The sequence below is a fragment of the Mesorhizobium sp. B2-5-7 genome, assembly GCF_006440875.1.
Lineage (GTDB): Bacteria > Pseudomonadota > Alphaproteobacteria > Rhizobiales > Rhizobiaceae > Mesorhizobium > Mesorhizobium australicum.
The window spans coordinates 246,214-262,689 of the sequence record NZ_VFUO01000004.1 but is presented as its reverse complement, the minus strand read 5'-3'; the positions used below and the strand labels follow the sequence as shown (position 1 = coordinate 262,689).

The 16,476-nt window shown below is 64.7% G+C and carries 22 protein-coding genes; 7 read left to right on the top strand and 15 right to left on the bottom strand.

Annotation, left to right across the window (positions count from 1 at the left end):
- Positions 1-38: 38 nt before the first annotated feature.
- From FJ543_RS19240 to FJ543_RS19225, 4 genes are all read right to left on the bottom strand, one after another.
- Positions 39-611 (bottom strand): hypothetical protein, encoded by a 573-nt coding sequence (locus tag FJ543_RS19240; protein ID WP_015316812.1) that lies wholly within the window; start codon positions 609-611, stop codon positions 39-41.
- Entirely contained in the window at positions 608-1,228 is a 621-nt protein-coding gene (locus tag FJ543_RS19235; protein WP_140876480.1) for a hypothetical protein, read from the bottom strand. The genes FJ543_RS19240 and FJ543_RS19235 overlap by 4 nt, the downstream gene beginning before the upstream one ends.
- A complete protein-coding gene (locus FJ543_RS19230; protein WP_140876478.1) occupies positions 1,225-1,851 on the bottom strand; it encodes a hypothetical protein in 627 nt (208 codons plus the stop codon). The genes FJ543_RS19235 and FJ543_RS19230 overlap by 4 nt, the downstream gene beginning before the upstream one ends.
- A gap of 103 nt (positions 1,852-1,954) precedes the next feature.
- Positions 1,955-2,317, bottom strand: coding sequence for a hypothetical protein (locus tag FJ543_RS19225; protein ID WP_140876476.1), 363 nt, complete (start codon positions 2,315-2,317; stop codon positions 1,955-1,957).
- 182 nt (positions 2,318-2,499) lie between these two features.
- Here FJ543_RS19225 and FJ543_RS19220 point away from each other — a divergent pair, with 182 nt between their 5' ends.
- Complete coding sequence (locus FJ543_RS19220; protein WP_015316815.1) at positions 2,500-2,802, top strand: hypothetical protein; 303 nt, start codon at positions 2,500-2,502, stop codon at positions 2,800-2,802.
- Between the two features lie 156 nt (positions 2,803-2,958).
- Here FJ543_RS19220 and FJ543_RS19215 read toward each other — a convergent pair whose 3' ends face one another.
- Positions 2,959-3,654, bottom strand: a complete 696-nt coding sequence (locus FJ543_RS19215) for a helix-turn-helix transcriptional regulator (protein WP_181166485.1) — start codon at positions 3,652-3,654, stop codon at positions 2,959-2,961.
- 578 nt (positions 3,655-4,232) lie between these two features.
- On the opposite strand from FJ543_RS19215, the gene FJ543_RS19205 reads away from it, so the two are divergent.
- Positions 4,233-4,871 (top strand): GcrA family cell cycle regulator, encoded by a 639-nt coding sequence (locus tag FJ543_RS19205; RefSeq protein ID WP_140663620.1) that lies wholly within the window; start codon positions 4,233-4,235, stop codon positions 4,869-4,871.
- A 117-nt stretch (positions 4,872-4,988) separates the two neighbouring features.
- Here FJ543_RS19205 and FJ543_RS19200 read toward each other — a convergent pair whose 3' ends face one another.
- Together FJ543_RS19200 and FJ543_RS19195 are read right to left on the bottom strand one after the other, a co-directional pair.
- Positions 4,989-5,291 (bottom strand): DUF982 domain-containing protein, encoded by a 303-nt coding sequence (locus FJ543_RS19200; RefSeq protein WP_041163778.1) that lies wholly within the window; start codon positions 5,289-5,291, stop codon positions 4,989-4,991.
- A 93-nt stretch (positions 5,292-5,384) separates the two neighbouring features.
- Complete coding sequence (locus FJ543_RS19195) at positions 5,385-5,666, bottom strand: DUF982 domain-containing protein (RefSeq protein ID WP_140617911.1); 282 nt, start codon at positions 5,664-5,666, stop codon at positions 5,385-5,387.
- Between the two features lie 92 nt (positions 5,667-5,758).
- Here FJ543_RS19195 and FJ543_RS19190 point away from each other — a divergent pair, with 92 nt between their 5' ends.
- From FJ543_RS19190 to FJ543_RS19180, 3 genes are read left to right on the top strand one after another with little or no spacing between them, the layout of a single operon-like run.
- Positions 5,759-6,373, top strand: coding sequence for a DUF1376 domain-containing protein (locus tag FJ543_RS19190; RefSeq protein ID WP_140716485.1), 615 nt, complete (start codon positions 5,759-5,761; stop codon positions 6,371-6,373).
- Complete coding sequence (locus tag FJ543_RS19185; RefSeq protein WP_140876472.1) at positions 6,294-6,665, top strand: hypothetical protein; 372 nt, start codon at positions 6,294-6,296, stop codon at positions 6,663-6,665. The genes FJ543_RS19190 and FJ543_RS19185 overlap by 80 nt, the downstream gene beginning before the upstream one ends.
- Positions 6,666-6,703: 38 nt before the next feature.
- On the top strand, positions 6,704-7,297 hold the full coding sequence (locus tag FJ543_RS19180) for a DUF6456 domain-containing protein (protein ID WP_140876470.1): 594 nt from the start codon (positions 6,704-6,706) through the stop codon (positions 7,295-7,297).
- Positions 7,298-7,408: 111 nt separating this feature from the next.
- Here FJ543_RS19180 and FJ543_RS19175 read toward each other — a convergent pair whose 3' ends face one another.
- The 4 genes from FJ543_RS19175 to FJ543_RS19160 form a co-directional block, all read right to left on the bottom strand.
- A complete protein-coding gene (locus FJ543_RS19175) occupies positions 7,409-7,762 on the bottom strand; it encodes a hypothetical protein (RefSeq protein ID WP_140788398.1) in 354 nt (117 codons plus the stop codon).
- A 249-nt stretch (positions 7,763-8,011) separates the two neighbouring features.
- Positions 8,012-10,039: an acyltransferase family protein gene (locus FJ543_RS19170; RefSeq protein ID WP_140876468.1), complete on the bottom strand. Its 2,028-nt coding sequence runs from the start codon at positions 10,037-10,039 to the stop codon at positions 8,012-8,014.
- Positions 10,040-10,307: 268 nt separating this feature from the next.
- A complete protein-coding gene (locus FJ543_RS19165) occupies positions 10,308-10,610 on the bottom strand; it encodes a hypothetical protein (protein ID WP_015316825.1) in 303 nt (100 codons plus the stop codon).
- 507 nt (positions 10,611-11,117) lie between these two features.
- The gene (locus FJ543_RS19160; RefSeq protein ID WP_140663505.1) at positions 11,118-11,702 is read right to left on the bottom strand and encodes a TetR/AcrR family transcriptional regulator; all 585 of its coding nucleotides are present in this window, start codon (positions 11,700-11,702) and stop codon (positions 11,118-11,120) included.
- A gap of 103 nt (positions 11,703-11,805) precedes the next feature.
- Here FJ543_RS19160 and FJ543_RS19155 point away from each other — a divergent pair, with 103 nt between their 5' ends.
- Complete coding sequence (locus FJ543_RS19155; RefSeq protein ID WP_015316827.1) at positions 11,806-12,621, top strand: oxidoreductase; 816 nt, start codon at positions 11,806-11,808, stop codon at positions 12,619-12,621.
- Positions 12,622-12,648: 27 nt separating this feature from the next.
- A complete protein-coding gene (locus FJ543_RS19150) occupies positions 12,649-13,650 on the top strand; it encodes an NADP-dependent oxidoreductase (protein WP_140876829.1) in 1,002 nt (333 codons plus the stop codon).
- A gap of 53 nt (positions 13,651-13,703) precedes the next feature.
- Here the strand turns inward: FJ543_RS19150 and FJ543_RS19145 are convergent, their stop codons facing one another.
- The 4 genes from FJ543_RS19145 to FJ543_RS19130 form a co-directional block, all read right to left on the bottom strand.
- Entirely contained in the window at positions 13,704-14,381 is a 678-nt protein-coding gene (locus FJ543_RS19145) for a GntR family transcriptional regulator (protein WP_015316829.1), read from the bottom strand.
- A gap of 48 nt (positions 14,382-14,429) precedes the next feature.
- On the bottom strand, positions 14,430-14,639 hold the full coding sequence (locus FJ543_RS19140) for a hypothetical protein (RefSeq protein WP_224622569.1): 210 nt from the start codon (positions 14,637-14,639) through the stop codon (positions 14,430-14,432).
- Positions 14,640-14,829: 190 nt separating this feature from the next.
- Positions 14,830-15,207 carry a hypothetical protein gene (locus FJ543_RS19135; RefSeq protein ID WP_140876466.1) on the bottom strand — a complete coding sequence of 126 codons (378 nt, stop codon included), beginning with the start codon at positions 15,205-15,207 and terminating at the stop codon, positions 14,830-14,832.
- A gap of 113 nt (positions 15,208-15,320) precedes the next feature.
- Positions 15,321-16,352, bottom strand: coding sequence for a hydroxyacid dehydrogenase (locus FJ543_RS19130; RefSeq protein WP_140824363.1), 1,032 nt, complete (start codon positions 16,350-16,352; stop codon positions 15,321-15,323).
- Between the last annotated feature and the right edge of the window lie 124 nt (positions 16,353-16,476).

Genomic DNA, 16,476 nt, shown 5'->3' with positions numbered 1-16,476 from the left:
GTTGGCGCCGGCCTTGCAGAGCCGAGCCTGGGGCGCTGTCACTTCGGCGGCCGCTGGAAACGCAGATACCACGGCCGTTCGCTGCCCAGCCCGACGGCGGGGCGAATGGTTTTCACCGCGTCCTCGGGCACGATGAAGGTGTCGCCGACGGTGATGACATCGCCTTTTTTGGCGCCGGAGAAGATGGCCGAAGCGCAATTCATCACGCCGTCGGGCAGGCTGACGCCGCTGATGAAATCGGGCAGCCATCGGCGCCCGGCGGCGTCGGTCAGCATCAGCTTGCAGCCCAGCCATTGTTTCTGCAGGTCTGGGTCGCCAATGGTCACGGTGAAGGTAGCGATGACGGCGAAGGCGTGGTTGGGCAGGCGGCCGGCCTTGCCGCCGCGCAAATCGGCCAGTTTCCAGCCGCTGCCGCCGAACGGCACGGATTGGCCGAACTCGACATCCCTGGCGATAAGGTCCTCGCCATGCAGCCATTCGCGGACGCTGTCATGGCTGGTCTCGGCCAGTGTCAGCGGCAGCAGGATGGCGAGCGCCATCAAGCCGCGCCGGCGCCATCGTCGCTCGGATTGCCGGTCCACGGTCGGGGTGTCTGTCGAAACGGCGCTCATGTCTTGCCCTGCGGTGTCTTGTCCTGCGGTGTCAGGCCCGGCGCCCCGTCGAGGTCGAATTCCGGCAGGATGTCGGCCGGCTGGCCGTCAGCGCCGGTCGGCAGCGCGTCGAGGCTGATGCGGGCCTGCGCGTCGAGCGGGCCGAACTGGCGCGCTGATATCAGCAGCCTGGCGCCGCGGATCTGGTCTGGTGGTACCTCGAAAACGAACAGGCTACGCTTGTCCAGGCCCGGATCGACGCCGTGCGGCGGCATGTCGGGGCGGTAGCCCAGCCGCTCCGTCTGGTGATAACGCAGCCCGGTCGGGCCTTGCCAGAAGCCGTCGGCGACCGCGGTGGAGGTGCTGGTCGCGGTGAGGTTTGTTGTTACCACCGCCCATAGGCCGCTGGTCGTCAAAAGCTTCTCCTGGCCGAACTGATTGGTCTTGAGCTGGCGCGCGAAGATCACCTTGTCCAAGCTGACAGCGAAGCTGCGCGCGCGCACCGTGTCATGCATCGAACCATCGATGGGGATAGGTGCGGTGAGGTCGGCATAATGCGGCTTCGTCATCTGCATGCCGTAGCTCAGCACCACGGTGGCGCAAAGGATCGCGAGATTGCCAAGCACGCGTATCCTCATGGGCCGCTTTCCGGCTGCCCACTCTGAGACTGCCCACTCTGCGACTGCCCGGCCGTCGGCAGGTCGGCGACCGGCAAGGTGACGGTGCCGAGCCGGTAGGGGTTGTACCAGCCTGGTGTGCCATAGAGATTGTCGCGCGGCTTGAAGATCTCGGCGGTGACGCCGAAGGCGAGGCTTGCCGGCACGGCGGCGTCCCCGGCAAGCGGCCAGACATAGGCCATGCGCTCGGTCATGCCGGGATGCAGTTCCGGCGTCATCGTGGGATCGCGTGTCAACACGATCATCGGCACGGGATCGGACAGGATGACGCCGTCCGGCGCGAAGACGTTGAAATAGCCCTTGTCGGATTGCGCGGTGCGGTTGGTCATGTCGACTTCCAGCACCAGCGCCTTCTGGCCCGGCTTCAGCGGCACGCCGTGGACCCTGGCATGGCCGACATAGGCGCGCACCGGCTGCAGGCGCCAGCGGCCGGCCTCGATGACGGCGTCTGGCGGCAATTGTGGTGGATCATGGGCGGGCAGGGCGCCGAATGCCCCCATCAGGCCGGCGACGAACAAGGCGGCAATGGTTCCCGCGCCGGCCGTTATCCAGGTCTGAACTTTTGAGCGGGCAGTCTTGAACATTCCAGATTATGCGCGTCGAACGAACAGCCACCCCAGGCGCAATCTAGAAAGAAAAATCAGGGATTGGAACCCGCAAATGGCTCGGTCCAGCCGTGCTCGGGCCTCAGGCTGCTTCGAGTACCCAAAGACGATGGCCGAAACGGCGGAAGAAGCGCGCCACGAGCCGCTGCTGCTTCGCCCTGGCGAGATCGGCCAGGCGCCGTTCCTGGCGCCAGCGCGGCATGTTGCGCCAGCCGGCGATGAAACGGGCTGCATCCTCGACGGCTTCGTGCGCCGACAGCGCCGGGCCGATCGCGGCCAGGAACAGCGGCTCGGCGCGCTTCAACTCGTCGATGGCGGCCTTGCGCCTGAAATGATCCAGGCGGGCCTGCGCGATGCCGGTGCGGCGGATCGCCTCGAAGGCTTCGAGCAAGGCGGGACTGTCGCCGGTGTAGCCGCAGGCGCGGGCGAAATCGGCGGCATCCATTCTTGCTCCCGGATCTGGCGCGAGGTGATCCCGCGCCGACTCACATTTGCAAGTGTGATATAAGCATAACTCAAACGTACATAGAAGGGAGACTTTTGGAGGAGTTTGGAAACTGCGACTCGACTCCTGCTTCGAAACACCGGAAGATAGGAACAAAGCACGAACAAAAGGACGGAGAAGTGATGGCGTTGCCAGGCAGGGAAGCAGTGATCGCGCAGGTCGCCTCGCTGTCGGTCGAGTGCGCCGATTGCGGCCGCAACAGGTGGTGGCGGCCCGATCAGTTGAAGCGCTTCGGTGTGAATGGGAGCACGCCGCTGGCCGCGCTGTCGGGCCGCATTGTCTGCTCGGCCTGCCGGGCCGACGGGCTGCCTGGCACGGCGATCTCGATCCAGGCCGCTTTCATCGACGAGCGCCAGCGCGTGCGCTCGGAAGCGCGCATGCTGAGCGGCCGCGACGTGCCGCTGGAGGGGTCGAGGCGGGCTTGAGGGCGCCGGCTGGCCAAGTCGTCAGCAGACGTCGTCTTCGTCGAAGAGGGCAACGTCTCGCCCTGCGTGAAAGGCTTGCAGATCGTCACGGTGTTGTCCCTGATGTTGAATGCTATCGTGGCTCGCGGGCGATAGCCCGCGGTACGCAGGCCCGGCCTAGTATCCCAGCAGTTCCTTCAGCGGAATCACCCGCCAGACGTGCTTGATGGCGTAGCGATTGAAGGTCAGCGTCTTGGGCGGATTGTACTGCTCGACCACCAGCTCACCCGCCGTGCGCCGGACCAGTTTCTTGATGAAGGCCTTGCCGTTCTTCTCGTTCTCGTCGGGAAAGGTCTCGATCACCACATGGTCGCCCGGCACCGCATCGCGGCCGCCGCAATAGATCATGTCGCCGGGTTCGTAGCGCGGCACCATGGAATCCGAGAGGACATGGAGCGCGAATACTCTCGGCAGGTTGCGGACCCCTGGCGGACGCTGCACGTATCCTGCCGGCTCGCCGTTGAAGGTGAAGTCGCCGTCGTCGCCGCCGACGGCGGCGCCCAGCACCGGAATGTCCATCGCTCCGGCCGGCAGCGGGCCGGCGTCGGTGACGATCTCGGCGTCCGCCACCGGGCCGGCATCGTCGAGGAAGACGACCTGCCCTTGGCCCAGCGCCACGGGGTCGACGCGCAGGAAGGCGGCGGTCTTCAGCAAGTTTTCGGTCTTGGGCAGGTTGCGCCCGGTTTCCCAGTTGCCGACGGCGGCGACATCGGTGTCGTTGTGCTCGGCGATGTGGCGCATGACCAGGCCACGCTGCTTGCGTGCCTGGCGGATCGCGGCCCCGACCCTGATCGACAGTTGCGTTTTCACCATGGCCTCATGTGACCGGCAAGTCCCGCTTTCGTCCATGAAAGAATGGCTTGCATCATTTTTTGAGTTATGCTTATATCAACTCATGCAAAAGCTCAACCCTCTCAGAGTCGACAGCACCTCCAGACCGGCCTTGCCGGCCTGCCCTCTCCCTTCCGCCCCGGCCGCCTCCTCCCCGGCCGGGGCGAAGCGCGAAGCCGATTGCCTTGGTGCATCGGCCTTGCGTCCGGTCCGCCCGTTCCCGGCGGCCGGAACGGCCGGAGCCGCCGCTCCCCGCGGCTCCGGCCCCCCATTCGACCCGGCCGCGGGTGTTGCCTGTCGCACGCAGAACGGCACCGTAGATCCTGTACGAGCCGATGACGGGCAGGGCTGGTTCGGCCCCCCGATAGAGACCTGGCGCGGGCGCGGCTTGCGCGCCTCGCCGCAGGTCGCCCGGCGAGGCTGAGAGCCGGCTCGTCCACAGCAATCCCAGCGGCCGACAGGCCGACCAGGCCCGACAGCGCCATGACGGCCGCGGGCAAACCGACGCTTGCCTGACGGCGCCGTCCACGGCGGCCGCTGGCCGCGCAATGGAGACGGACATGGCAAGCTACAGTGACAGCGAATTGCAGGCGATTGCCGCCTGGCTCGGGGATGGGCTTTCGGCCTCCAGGATCGCGGCGGCGTTCAGCGCACAGCGCGGCAGCCCAGTATCGCGCAACGCCATTATCGGCATCGTCCATCGCAATGCCATGCTGGGCGCGATCGGCTTCGCCAATGGCAAGGGCCCGTCGGCAGCCGGCACGGCGATGGCCAAGGCGGCGAGCCGAGCCGCCAAGGCGGAACCTCCAACGAGCCGTGCCGGCGCCATCCCGCAGCCGGGGAGCACACCGGCCGTGCGGCCGAAGCAGGCCCCTTCGCCCGTCCGGCCACGGCTTTTCCAACGCGAGGCGGGCGTGCTGATCGCTGATGGGCAAACCTACCGCTTCAAGGTGCCGGCGTCGCCGCGCGGTCCTATCGGCCGGCAGCCGCATGGCGTGGCCATGCGCTTCATCGATTGCCTGTTCACCCGCTGCCGCGCACCGCTCGACCTGGCGCTGGAGGAAGATGCTAAAAATGGTCAGCCCCGCGGACGGCCCGGCCAGGACATGCTGTGCTGCGGCATGCGCACCACGGCGTTGAAAAGCTACTGCAGCTATCATCAGGCGCGCTTTCACCGCCCTGTTTGCGAAGCCGGGTGAAGCTCGGTCCCTTCTCCCCGTTGAATGGAGGAAAAGGCGCTTCTCACGCCGCCGTCACCAGTTTCGATCGCCGCCGATACCGGGAGAATTACCGTGAACGCCTATCGCGCCGCACCGCTATTTCGGCATCTGGCGCCCTTGTTTGGGCGGCTGCACCGCCCGTCGCTCCAGCATCGTCGCCGGGCCGCCGCCGGCAACCAGAATGCCGGCAACCCGGGCAAAGCCGGTGAACACTTTCATCGCATCGGATTGCGAGATCTGCGCCGCGATGGCGGCGCTGCAGGCGTTGAGGGCGCTGCGATAGACGTGGCCCCGCCGCTCGATCGGCCAGCGCTGCAGGAAATCGGCGGCCTCGCTGACAGTCTCGATCTCCTCGACATGGCCGTCCAGGCAGACTTTGAGCGGCACTCCGGTCTTCATCGTACCCACGGCATTCACCTTCGGTGCGGGCGCGGCTTTCGAGCCGACGCTCATAAACGCACAAGGCCTGCCGCCGGTTGCATCGCGGCCGTCTCAGGGGCTCGCTGCCGCGTCGAGCCACTCATGTGCGCGGCTTCTTGGCTTGGCCACCAATATGCCTTGTTGCCTGGCCGCCTCGCGGAAGGCCTCGAAGGCGGGCCGCGGACAGCAAGTACCCTCGACCGCGAGCCGGACGAGCCGTGCCGCCTCGAGATAGCCCGGCGCGGTTTTGTCGGGCCATTGGTGACGAAGCGCTGTCGCCGCATCGGCCACCGAGCCGACCAGCATGGTCTTGTTGTCGCAGAAACGCAGGGTCACCGGCATGAAAGCCGTCATGGGCAATCCTCCCTTGGGCATGGACGCGTCACAACGTCCGGACCGGCGGCGGGTTCCATTAGCGCGGCTGTAAGAACGAGGTGGTGCACGGCATGAGCGAACGGCCCTTCATGCAGCTCTACGTCTCCGATTTCGTCGGCGACACGCTGCAACTCTCGACCGAGCAGATCGGCGCCTACATGCTGCTGCTGATGGCGATGTGGAATGCCGGGGGAAGCCTGCCCGATGATGACGCGAGGCTGGCGCGCGTGGCGCGCCTGCCGTTGAAGCGATGGCGCGCGATCAGTGCCGAGCTGCTCGCCTTCTTCGAGCGCGAGGGCGACGAGATCGGACACAAGAGACTGACGAAGGAGCTGCGCAAGGCGCGGCTCAAGAGCGAGGCGAGAGCGGCCGCCGGCGCGCGCGGCGGAGCCGCCACCGCCTTGAAAACAAAGGCGCATACCCAAGCAAATGCCGATGTTTTGACGCGGCATTCTCCAGAGTCCAGAAACCAGATGGAAAAAGCTTCGGCTTTTTCAGCGCGCGAAGGGCGCGAAAGACCGGGCCGGCTCAAAAAGCCGCCGGGCTGGACCAGGCCGAAAACCCACGGGGACGCCGCCAACGCCATCATCGAGGAGATCCGCGGATATGACCACGGCCGAACTGCAGCAGGCAACGAAGGCGCTGGCGGCAATGTTCTCCTGCTTCCCGCAATCCGCCCTGACTGACGTCGAGATGCAACTGCGCGGCTACCTCGGCGCGATCAGGGATGCCGAACTGGGCGACCTGCAGGCCGCCATCCAGCGCTTCGTGCGCGGCGAGGTGAGGAGTTGCAACGCGCAGTTCTGCCCTTCGAGCGCGCAGCTCTGCATCGAAGTGCGCGAGCGGCGGGTGATGCGGGAGTTGCTGGCGCGGAGGGGCGCCGGCCTGGTTTCCTCGCCTGTGCGAAGCGGGGGAGAGGCGGCCCGGCGAAGCCGGGACGGAGAGGGGGACGCCGTCGGCCACGCCAGAGCCGACTGAGAATTGGCCACCACTCGAACACAACCAAGGAGCCACCCATGCCCAAAAAAACCAAGGCCGCCAGGCCGCAAGCGCCGAAACTGCCGAGAGGCGAGGCCGAGCAGGTGCGCATCCGTCGCGAGGTCGGCCATGATTTCGCGCTGAAGGACGATGCCTTCGGCCGCAAGCGGCTGACACCGGGCACGGCCGAGGCGCGGCGCGTCTACGAGGTGTCGAATGACGGCCACACTTCCACCGGCGGCATCGTGCGGGTGCGCAATGTCGACCCGCTGCTGGGCATCACCTCGCTGACCCGCCAACAGCGCGAGGCCGGCATGCGCTACCGCGAGCACTTCCGGTGCAGCCAGCAGGCCGATATCAAGCCGATGCGCTGGACGGAGCGCGTCGACGGCGGCCGCATCGGCGGCGGCATCGCCGACAGCGTGCTCAACGCCGGCCGCACGCACGCCGCCGCGACACGGGCGCTCCGGCATTGGGACGTGGCGGCAATCGTGCGGAAGGTCGTCTGCCTGGAACAGCCGGTGAAGACCGTGGCCGAACAGGATGGCGAAGGCCGCGACGTGGTGACAAGGCTGTTGAAGGTAGGGCTCGACCTGCTGGCCGTGCACTATGGGATGATGATGGGGCGTTAGGGTTAGTTCAACCCCGACGATGCGGGCGCGCCGGCAGATGCTGGTGTTTTACGCAAGCCGGACGGCAATATTGATCCGGCCGGCTAACGCCGGCCGGGCCAAATCCCAAGGTCAGTAGCCGCAGACCCGCACTCTCTCGATTACACGGTGGTGGTGGCGCCAATGCTTCACCAGCTCGGTGTGGCAGCGGCGATGGTACATGCCGTAATAGCGCGGCCGGTAGCCGTCGTCGTACACGCCATAACGATAGTGGTGACGGCGGTAATAGGCACCATCATCGGAGTAGCCACCGTAATAGTCGCTATCGTCGGAGTAGTGACGGTAATAGTCGCGATGTCTGGGAACGTAGTAGTCGTCATCATAGCCGTTCCCGATGCCGAGCGTGATGCTGGCGGCATTTGCCGGAGCGATCACCGCCATCGCCGAAGCGACCGCGATCACGGATGCAAGCAAGAGCTTTTTCATGACAACCTCCTTCTTAAGGTGTGCCTAATAAACGCTGCAGCCGCGGCCCTGTTCCCATAAATCGGTGAATCGACGGTTAGAGCTGGTGCCGTGGCGGCAAAGGACCTGTCGGGCGATGCCGCCCTGGCCATACCTGTCAGCATGGTGAGGGGCGTTTTGAACCTTGGCCGCCGCCGTCCATTTCCCCTGGATGCAACGGGGCCGAGTAAGCGGGCGCGCTTCCTTTTCCCACAAGGGGAAAGGAACCCTCTAAAACAGCGCCTTTTCCAGCGGTCCTGCCAATGTCTCAGCAAAGGCCGTCGCCAGATGATGCCTGTCGCGGAAGGCGAGCTTGCCGTCGATGAAGACGTGGCATTCGGTCGGGCCGCAGAAGCGGTCGGTGAGGTCGACATAGAGCGTGTCGGGGATGCTTTTCACCACCGCGCGCTCGGCGGCGGCCACGTCGTCATTGGCGGCCTCGGCCCTCGGCGTGTCGCACAGCGACGGCGCCTCGCGCCACCACAGCGCGCGGGCGACGCAGGCGTTCGCGAAGCTGTCGCCGATCGGCGTGTCGCGGATGACGGCGGCCTCGACGCCAGCCTGGCTGAAGGCCTCCAAGGTGGAGCGCAGGCCAGCCTGCCAGCGAGCTATCTCGGCCTTGCGGCTGGCGGCGGACATGTCGCGTGTCAGATTGCCGATCGAGAACTCCGAGATCACCACCAGGCGCGGCTTGCTGCGGATAATGTCTGAAATCGCCTGTTCGCGCCAGGCGTCGCATTCGGTGTAGTCGCGCTTGAGCACGGCGTTGAAGGTCGACAGGCGTGAAGCGCGGCACGAGGATTTGAGGTAGGTGATCACTTTGGTGTCGTTGCGTTTTGCTGCCTCGACCAGCGGCGTCGACCAGTGGTCGGCATGCGAATCGCCGAACAGCACGATGGTGTGGGCGGCGTCGGCCGGCCCGAAGGTGCAAGGTTTCGGATCCACCGTGTGAAAATCGAGCAGGCAGTCCTTGTCGACGGCGCGCGCGATGGACGGCTGTTCGGCGGCCTCTTCGATGCCGCGCTGGGTGGGGTCGATGTTGCGCGTGGCCAGATGCGCGTTGGCGTAGGCCGCAGCCACGCCGGCGGCGGTCAGCACGAGGGCCGGGGCGAGGGCAAGCCCGGGGAAAAGCCGAAGCGGTCCTGCGGCCGGGCTGGCGTCGAAGCGAAAGGCTCTGGCTGTCGCCGCCAGCCAGTCGCCGCGCCGCGCGGGGTTTTCGATCAGCCGGTAGGTGGCCGCCGACAGCGCCAGCGCCAGCACGGCGCAGCCGATGCGCTGCGCCACGCCGAGGTCGGGCTGCAGCATGGTGGCATAGACGATGACGGGCCAATGCCAGAGATAGAGCGAATAGGAGAGCGTGCCGACCCACTGCAAGGGCGGCAGCGAGAGCATGGCGGCGGGCGCCAAGGCCCGCCAGCGAGTCCTGGCCGGGGCATCGCCCTGCTCGCCGGCGCCGTTCAACAGCACCAGCACGGAGCCGGCAACTGGCAGCAGCGCGTACCAGCCGGGGAAGGGCAGGTCTTCGCTCAAACAGAGATAGGCGACGGCGATTAGCGCCAAGCCCAACCATCCCTGTGCCGCCCGCAGCCAGGATTGATGCCGCCACAAGATTGGCGCGGCAAAGGTCGCCAGGCCGCCGGCGGCGAATTCCCAGGCCCGCAGCGGCGAGAAATAGAAAGCCCAGGCCGGCGAGAGACTGGTGAGCCAGAGGCACGCCGCGAAGGAGGCGAGGCCGACGGTACCGATCACGACCACCGTCATCCGCCGGCCCCGATGCAGCCAGGCGGCGAAGACAAGCAGTGCCGGCCAGACGAGATAGAACTGCTCCTCCACCGACAGCGACCAGAAGTGGATGAAGGGGTTGCTCAAGGCATCGGCGGCGAAATAGTCGAACGACCAGCGCAGCAGCCACAGATTGATGGTATAGGCCGCGGCATACATGGCGCCGCGCGAATAGAGCGCCTGTTCCTGCGGCGCCATGATGAAGGTGCCGATGGCGAGCGTGATCAGGATGACGAAGATGGCGGCCGGCAGAAGGCGCCGTGCGCGCCTGGCATAGAAGCGCCAGAGGTCGAGCCGGCCGGTCTCGGTGATCTCCTGCATCAGATGCGTGGTGATCAGCCAGCCGGAAATGACAAAGAAGATGTCGACCCCGGCAAAGCCGCCAGGCAGCGCCGTGAGGCCAAAATGGTAGGCGACGACGCCGCCAACCGCCAGCGCGCGCAAGCCCTGTATGTCAGGCCGAAACGATGCCGCCACGACAGCTCCTTCGTTTGCGCCCAGCCGTCACCTGTCCGGCCGGGTAGCCGATATTGCAATGCAGCATATATTTCGCAGTGCAACATGGCCAGAGCAAGGACGCTGTTTTTTCCTCTTCTTGAAAAAAGCGGGAAATGTGTTGATCGAGGCAAAAACTCGTGGGGTCAGGCACTTGGAGTGGGGGCCGAATGAGTAGCGGCAGGGCAAAGCACGGCGGTCACGAAAACAGCCCCGCGAACGGGGCTGTTTTCACGGCTGCGGCGCGTTATCAACTGCCGCCGTTCAATTTCACGCTGCTGCAGAACTCCGGATGCGTGTTGGTCGGGTTGGCGTTCTTGGCCTCGTCGGCGCAGGCGGTCTTCATGGCGGTCTGGTCCTCGGGCGTGAGGGCCTTCCAGGCTTTGACGAAGTCATCATTGCCGACCATCTTCTTCATGCCTGAGTCCGTGTAGAACGGCTTCATCTTGGCAGGATCGTCGAGAGCGGATGTTCCCGTGCTGCCTCCCGCGAGAGCCGAACCGGTGGCCATCGAAAGCGCCATCGCGCCAAGACAGATCATCTTGATGTTCATGACTGGATCCTTCCCTGTTGCTTTGTGATCGTCGAAGCAACGATCAAGGTTATAACGAAACAGGTTGCCCGAAAGTTCCGGTTTATCAGACCAAGATTCCCTAATTCCACCAAAATGTGTTCTGTCTAACCTTCCAAATATTTGCAATATTTGGAACGCGAGCCACGGCTCCAGGCGACTGCTTGGTTTTGAGCAATCTTCCCCGCTGCTGCTCATCGCCGTTGACGCTGGACGACCAGGCTTCAGGTCGTCTGGACAACTTCGCGGCTCGCGGATGGTTCCGGGTTCCGGCAGGACGGCCTTGTCGCCGCACAAAAAAGGCCTCGCGGGCGCAGCCAGCGAGGCATTGATTGGAGGGACTTGTCATCGCCTCAGGAAGCGATTGCGCAGCAACGAGGCCGGCTTGCGGAAAGTTTCAGCGCCCAGCGACCGTCAAGCGCCTCTGCTACGAAACCCAGCTTGCCGGCACCTTGCAGACTTCGTCTGAGCCTACAACTTCGCTCGAACCTAGGAGGAAGCCTCGCTATCCCGCTGGATCAGCGTGCGCGCCGCGTCTGCCCCTGCCGCCAGGATGCGTTCCGAGAGTTCCGTTCCGTCCACGGCGCGGGCCATCTGAAGGGCGCCGATAAGGGTCGCAAAGATGCCCAGCGCAACGCTTTCCCGATTCCGGGTCCGCGGCGGCAGTTCCGCCGCCACCTGGCGCACCTGGGTCAGCAAGCGCTCGGTATAGAGTTGACGTGTTTCGGAAGGCTCGCGTGCGATCTCCGGCAGCAATGCGGCGGACGCGCAGCCCTGTCCCGGATTGTCCCGGTGTGCCGTCGACAGATAAGCGTCGATGGCCATATCCAGGCCGCCGGCAGCCAAAGCTTCGCGGATCTGGTCCGACTGATCCTCCAAGGCCGCTGCCACGGTTTCACGGACAAGCGCCGCCTTGGATTGAAAGTGCGGATAGAAGGCCCCGTTGGTCAGGCCGGCGTCTTTCATGATGGTTGCGAGCCCGGACGCGGCGATACCGTCACCGCGAAAACGGTTGGCGGCAACCTCCATGATCCGGCTGCGCGAGGCGTCCTTCCGGCCTTTTTCATAGCGCATGGCTGCGATTCCTTTCTTCTATTGCATTATGAGTGTAATGTGATATTACGAGCATAATTCTAACGAGGCGAAAAAGCTAGCCCTCATGATTTTGGAGCACCAAATGAACAGGAATTCGGGAAAGACCGCGCTCGTCACGGGAGCCTCCTCGGGCATCGGCCGCGCCAGCGCGGAAGCGCTGGCGCGAGCGGGATTTACCGTGTTCGGTACAAGCCGCCGCAAGCTCGGCGACAGCCCGAACGGAGTAACCATGCTGGTTTGCGATGTGACCGACGACAAGGCCATCGATGCACTCGTTTCAACCATACACGCGCAGACCGGCCGCATCGATCTGCTGGTCAACAATGCCGGCGTCGGCATGTTTGGAGGAGCCGAAGAATCCTCGATCTCGCAGGTGCAGGCGCTGTTCGACGTCAATCTGTTCGGCGTCATGCGCGTGACCAATGCGGTGTTGCCGTCGATGCGGCGGCAGGGCGTAGGACGCATCATAAATATCGGCTCGATCCTGGGATTGGTACCCGCGCCATATTCGGCGCATTACTCCGCGGTCAAGCACGCGCTCGAAGGTTATTCGGAATCGCTCGATCATGAGATTCGTGCTTTCAATATTCGCGTCTCGGTCATCGAGCCGGCATTCGTGCGCACCGTCTTCGACCAGAATGGAATAGAACCGGATTCCGTGCTGAAGGAATACGATCGGGCGCGAGCCGGCTTCAAGGCGTTGCTTGCCGATGTGATGCCCAAAGCCGATCGGCCGGAAGTGGTGGCGGATGTGGTCGTCAAAGCGGCGACCGCCAGCCAGCCGCGCCGGCGCTACACCGCGGGCAAGGCGGCCCGGCAGGTCAGCCTGCTGCGTCGCTTCGCGCCCGCCGGGATGTTCGACAAGACCTTGCGCAAGCAGTTCCGCTTGCCTGCCTGAGCAAACGATTTTCAGAAAGTGACCATGATGAAAGCCTTTGTCGTCGACAAATATCAGAAGAAGGGCGCCCTGCGGCTGGCCGAAATGCCAGAGCCGGATCCGCGGGACGATGATGTCCTGGTCGAGATCCATGCCGCCGCCGTGAACCTCCTGGATGCCAAAGTCCGGGACGGAGAGTTCAAACCCATCCTGCCCTATCGCCCGCCCTTCATTCTGGGCCACGACGTGGCAGGGATCGTCGTGCGGGTCGGATCGAAAGTCCGCGGCTTCAAGCCAGGCGACGAAGTCTATGCCCGGCCGCGCGATGGCCGGATCGGGACATTCGCGCAATCCATAGCCATGAACGAAGCCGACGTGGCCCTGAAGCCAAAAAACCTCAGCATGGAAGAGGCCGCCTCGATCCCGCTCGTCGGCCTGACTGCCTGGCAGGTGCTGGTCGAGAAAGCCAAACTGAGGAAGGGGCAGAAAGTCTTCATCCAGGCCGGTTCCGGCGGGGTGGGGACCTTCGCCATCCAGCTGGCGAAGCATCTCGGCGCGACGGTCGCGACAACAGCGAGCGCGGCGAGCACCGATCTGGTCAAAAGTCTCGGCGCCGATATCGTCGTCGATTACAAGAAGGATGATTTCGAAAACGTCCTGCAGGGCTGCGACGTTGTCCTGAACAGCCAGGACGCCAAGATGCTCGAAAAATCGCTGCGCGTTCTGAAGCCGAGCGGCAAGCTGATCTCCATCTCCGGCCCCCCGGATTCCGACTTTGCCAGGAAACAAGGCCTCAACATCGTCCTGAGGCTGATCGTGGGCCTGCTCAGCCGTGGCATACGCCGCAAGGCAAAACGCGCCGGTGTCGACTATTCGTTCCTGTTCATGTGGGCGCAGGGCGACCAGCTGGGCAAGATCACGTCGCTCATCGAATCCGGCGCCGTACGCCCCGTCGTCGATCGGGTCTTCCCATTCGAACAGACCAACGAAGCATTGGCCTATGTCGGGACCGGACGGGCAAAAGGCAAGGTCGTCATCAAGGTCAGATAGAATGGCGCGGCAGCGGCGCGTCACCTGTACCCCGGCACTGTCCGTCATCATCCTTAGCCGGCGTCGCGGCCCACCGGTCCCATCTCGACCTCCCTGAGATAAAACGCCTTGCTCGGCTGCAGGTGGTCGACGCAAAGCTGCGCCAGCACCCAATTGTCGCTGCGCTTCAGCGCCTCGATCATCATCAGATGATGCTGGCGCGAGATTTCGAGCTTGTCCCGGTCGGCCAGCGAATTCGCCCGTACCGGCAGGCTGAGGCGCATATAGTGCTCGATCGAGGACACGAGATAGGCGTTGCCGCAGGCCGAGAACATGGTGAGGTGGAAGCGGTCGTTGGCCTCATGGATGCCTCTGAGGTAGCCGGCGTCGACATGGGTGCTGTAGACGCGGTGGATCTCGATCAGCTCGGCGATCAGCGCCTCGCTCGCCGGCAGCCGGATCATCAGCGCGGCCTGGCGCTGCAGCATCTCGCGCACCTCGTAGATCTGGCGGACTTCCTCGGGGGCGAGCCGGCGCACCGTGGCGCCCTTGTTGCGCTCGCGCGTGGCGACGCCAAGCCTTTCCAGCTGGTAGAGGGCCTGGCGGATGGTGTGGCGCGAGACCGGGAAGCGGGCCAGCAGCACGTCCTCGACCAACCGCGTGCCGGGCGCCAGCCGGCCAAAGATGATGTCTTCCTCCAGCGCATGGACGATATCGGCTTCCTTGCCGCCATAGTCGACCGTGTTGAGCATCGCGATCCTCTTGCTGGCCCGGCCAAATCGTCATTGGCCCCGACCACTCTAGCGTTCGCGCGCGAGGCTGGCCACAAGCTGGTCGAGGCGCGTGTCATCGAGGCTGACGACGCCGCACATCCGCATCGCGTGGCGCAGGCTGATCCTGCCGACTTGCTGGCGCATGATGACCGGCAGGCAGCCCGGCCCCGCTCCGGTCAGCACGAAGGCCTGGCCGACTAGGACCGGTTCGGAGAAGGGCGCCCACTGCACGGCCACGAATGGGACCTTCGGCCAATATCGCTGCTGGACATGGAAAGGCCCGCCACCGACGCGACTCGTGACGGGCCTTCCGAGTACGCCGGGCTTCCCACCGCCCGGCCATTTGCAAAACCAGCCGGCGGCGCGATCGTTCCATCAGGAAGCGCGGGCATCTCTGGGAGACGGGCTCACCGACCTTTGCGGGTCACTATTTGTGGATGAGCCATTCTATCAAGCCGGTCTCGGCCAGCTCGCAGCCGGTAAACTCGTGAACCAGGCTTTTGGCCAGATCGCGCCATTGACACTCGGGCACGTTCGCTTGCGAGACCAGATCTCGAAATACAGCGCGCAGAATGTCGGCATCGAACGCTGAGACGGCAACGGGAACCGGGTCTGTAGCTTCCCAGGCTTGACCGTTGTCATCGCGTTGGAAAAGGCGTTTCAGAAGCTCGCGCGATTGCGCGATCGCGCGCCTGGAATGGTCCATTTCGCGGCGAAAGGCGATGTTTCCAGCAATGGAACGATGTCGTAGCAGGAAGCTGGCTTCGATAGCTGCCCGCGCCACGTCTATATGGCTTCCAACCATCGCTACCTCCCTGAGGTTGTTTTTTACGCCTCCGAAGGTGCATCTCAAAGGGGATTCAGAGTACGGTTTGGTACAAAACCCGCCTATGCGGTTGAGCACACCCGCGCGGTTGCTCAATTCCTGTCGGACGGCTTCGAACGCATCCTCGACACCGTCTCGCGCTCGGCGCGTTTGGAGCGCAGCGGCGGCAGGCCACGGTCGATCAGGTCCATGTCCTCCAGCACCATGTCGCCCATGCGTTTGAAGGCGGTGTCGAGGGCGCCGGCGCGATGGGCGGAGCGCAGGAAGCCGGGCAGCGCGCGCACGGGATGGTCGACTGCCAGCGGCTCCTCGGGAAAGACATCGCTGGCGGCAAGGATGTGGCCGCTCTTCACAGCCGCCATCAAGGCGGGGAAATCGACCACGCCGGCACGGCTGAGCAGGATGAAGGCGGCTCCCTTGCGCATCCTGCCAAAAGCATCGGCGCCCAGAAACCCCTGGTTCTCGGAGGTTACCGAGGCGACGACGAAGACGAAGTCGCTTGATGACAGCACCTCGTCCAGCGAGGCCGGCTCGACGCCGTTTTCCCTCAGGATCGACGGCGGCAGCCAGGGGTCGAACACCTTCGTGTGGGTGCGGAAGCCCGACAGCAGGCGGTTGAGGGCGCGGCCGAGATCGCCGAAGCCGATGATGCCGACATCGGCTCCTGAAAGCAGCCGCGCCGTCTGGTTGCCGTCGCCGCCCCACAGTTCCTCGCCTTTGCGGAAAGCAAGGTCGGCATCGACGATGCCGCGGGCAAGGTTGAGCGCCATGGCCAGGCCGAGCTCGGCTACCGGCTCGGCGAAGACTAGGCCCGTCGTGACGACATGGACACCCCGTGCGAACAGTGTTTCGTAGGGCATGTTGTCGAGGAGGTTGCTCTCGACATTGAAGACGCAGCGCAGCGCCTTCATCGCTTCAAGCGTCCGCGGGGAGATCGGGGGCTGGCCGACGATGTAGCGGGCCTCGGCCAGCACCTGGGCCGGCAGCCGCGCCACGCCGTCGGGCGTCGTCTCGACGATGCGATAATGCGCCTTGAGGCGCGCCAGCTGCGGCGGCGTGAAGATCAGTTCGAGCGTGCGCGGCTCGGGCGCGCTGATCACCAGCGGCAAGGCGGTGTCTGACATTGGCAAGTCCTCCCACGCGCCTTGTGGCGCTTTCTCGATCCTAAATCTATCCCGTGCCGGCGGATTTGAAAGCACGGTAGACCAATTCACCCGGCGCGGGGCGTTTCGAACAATCACCACGGCC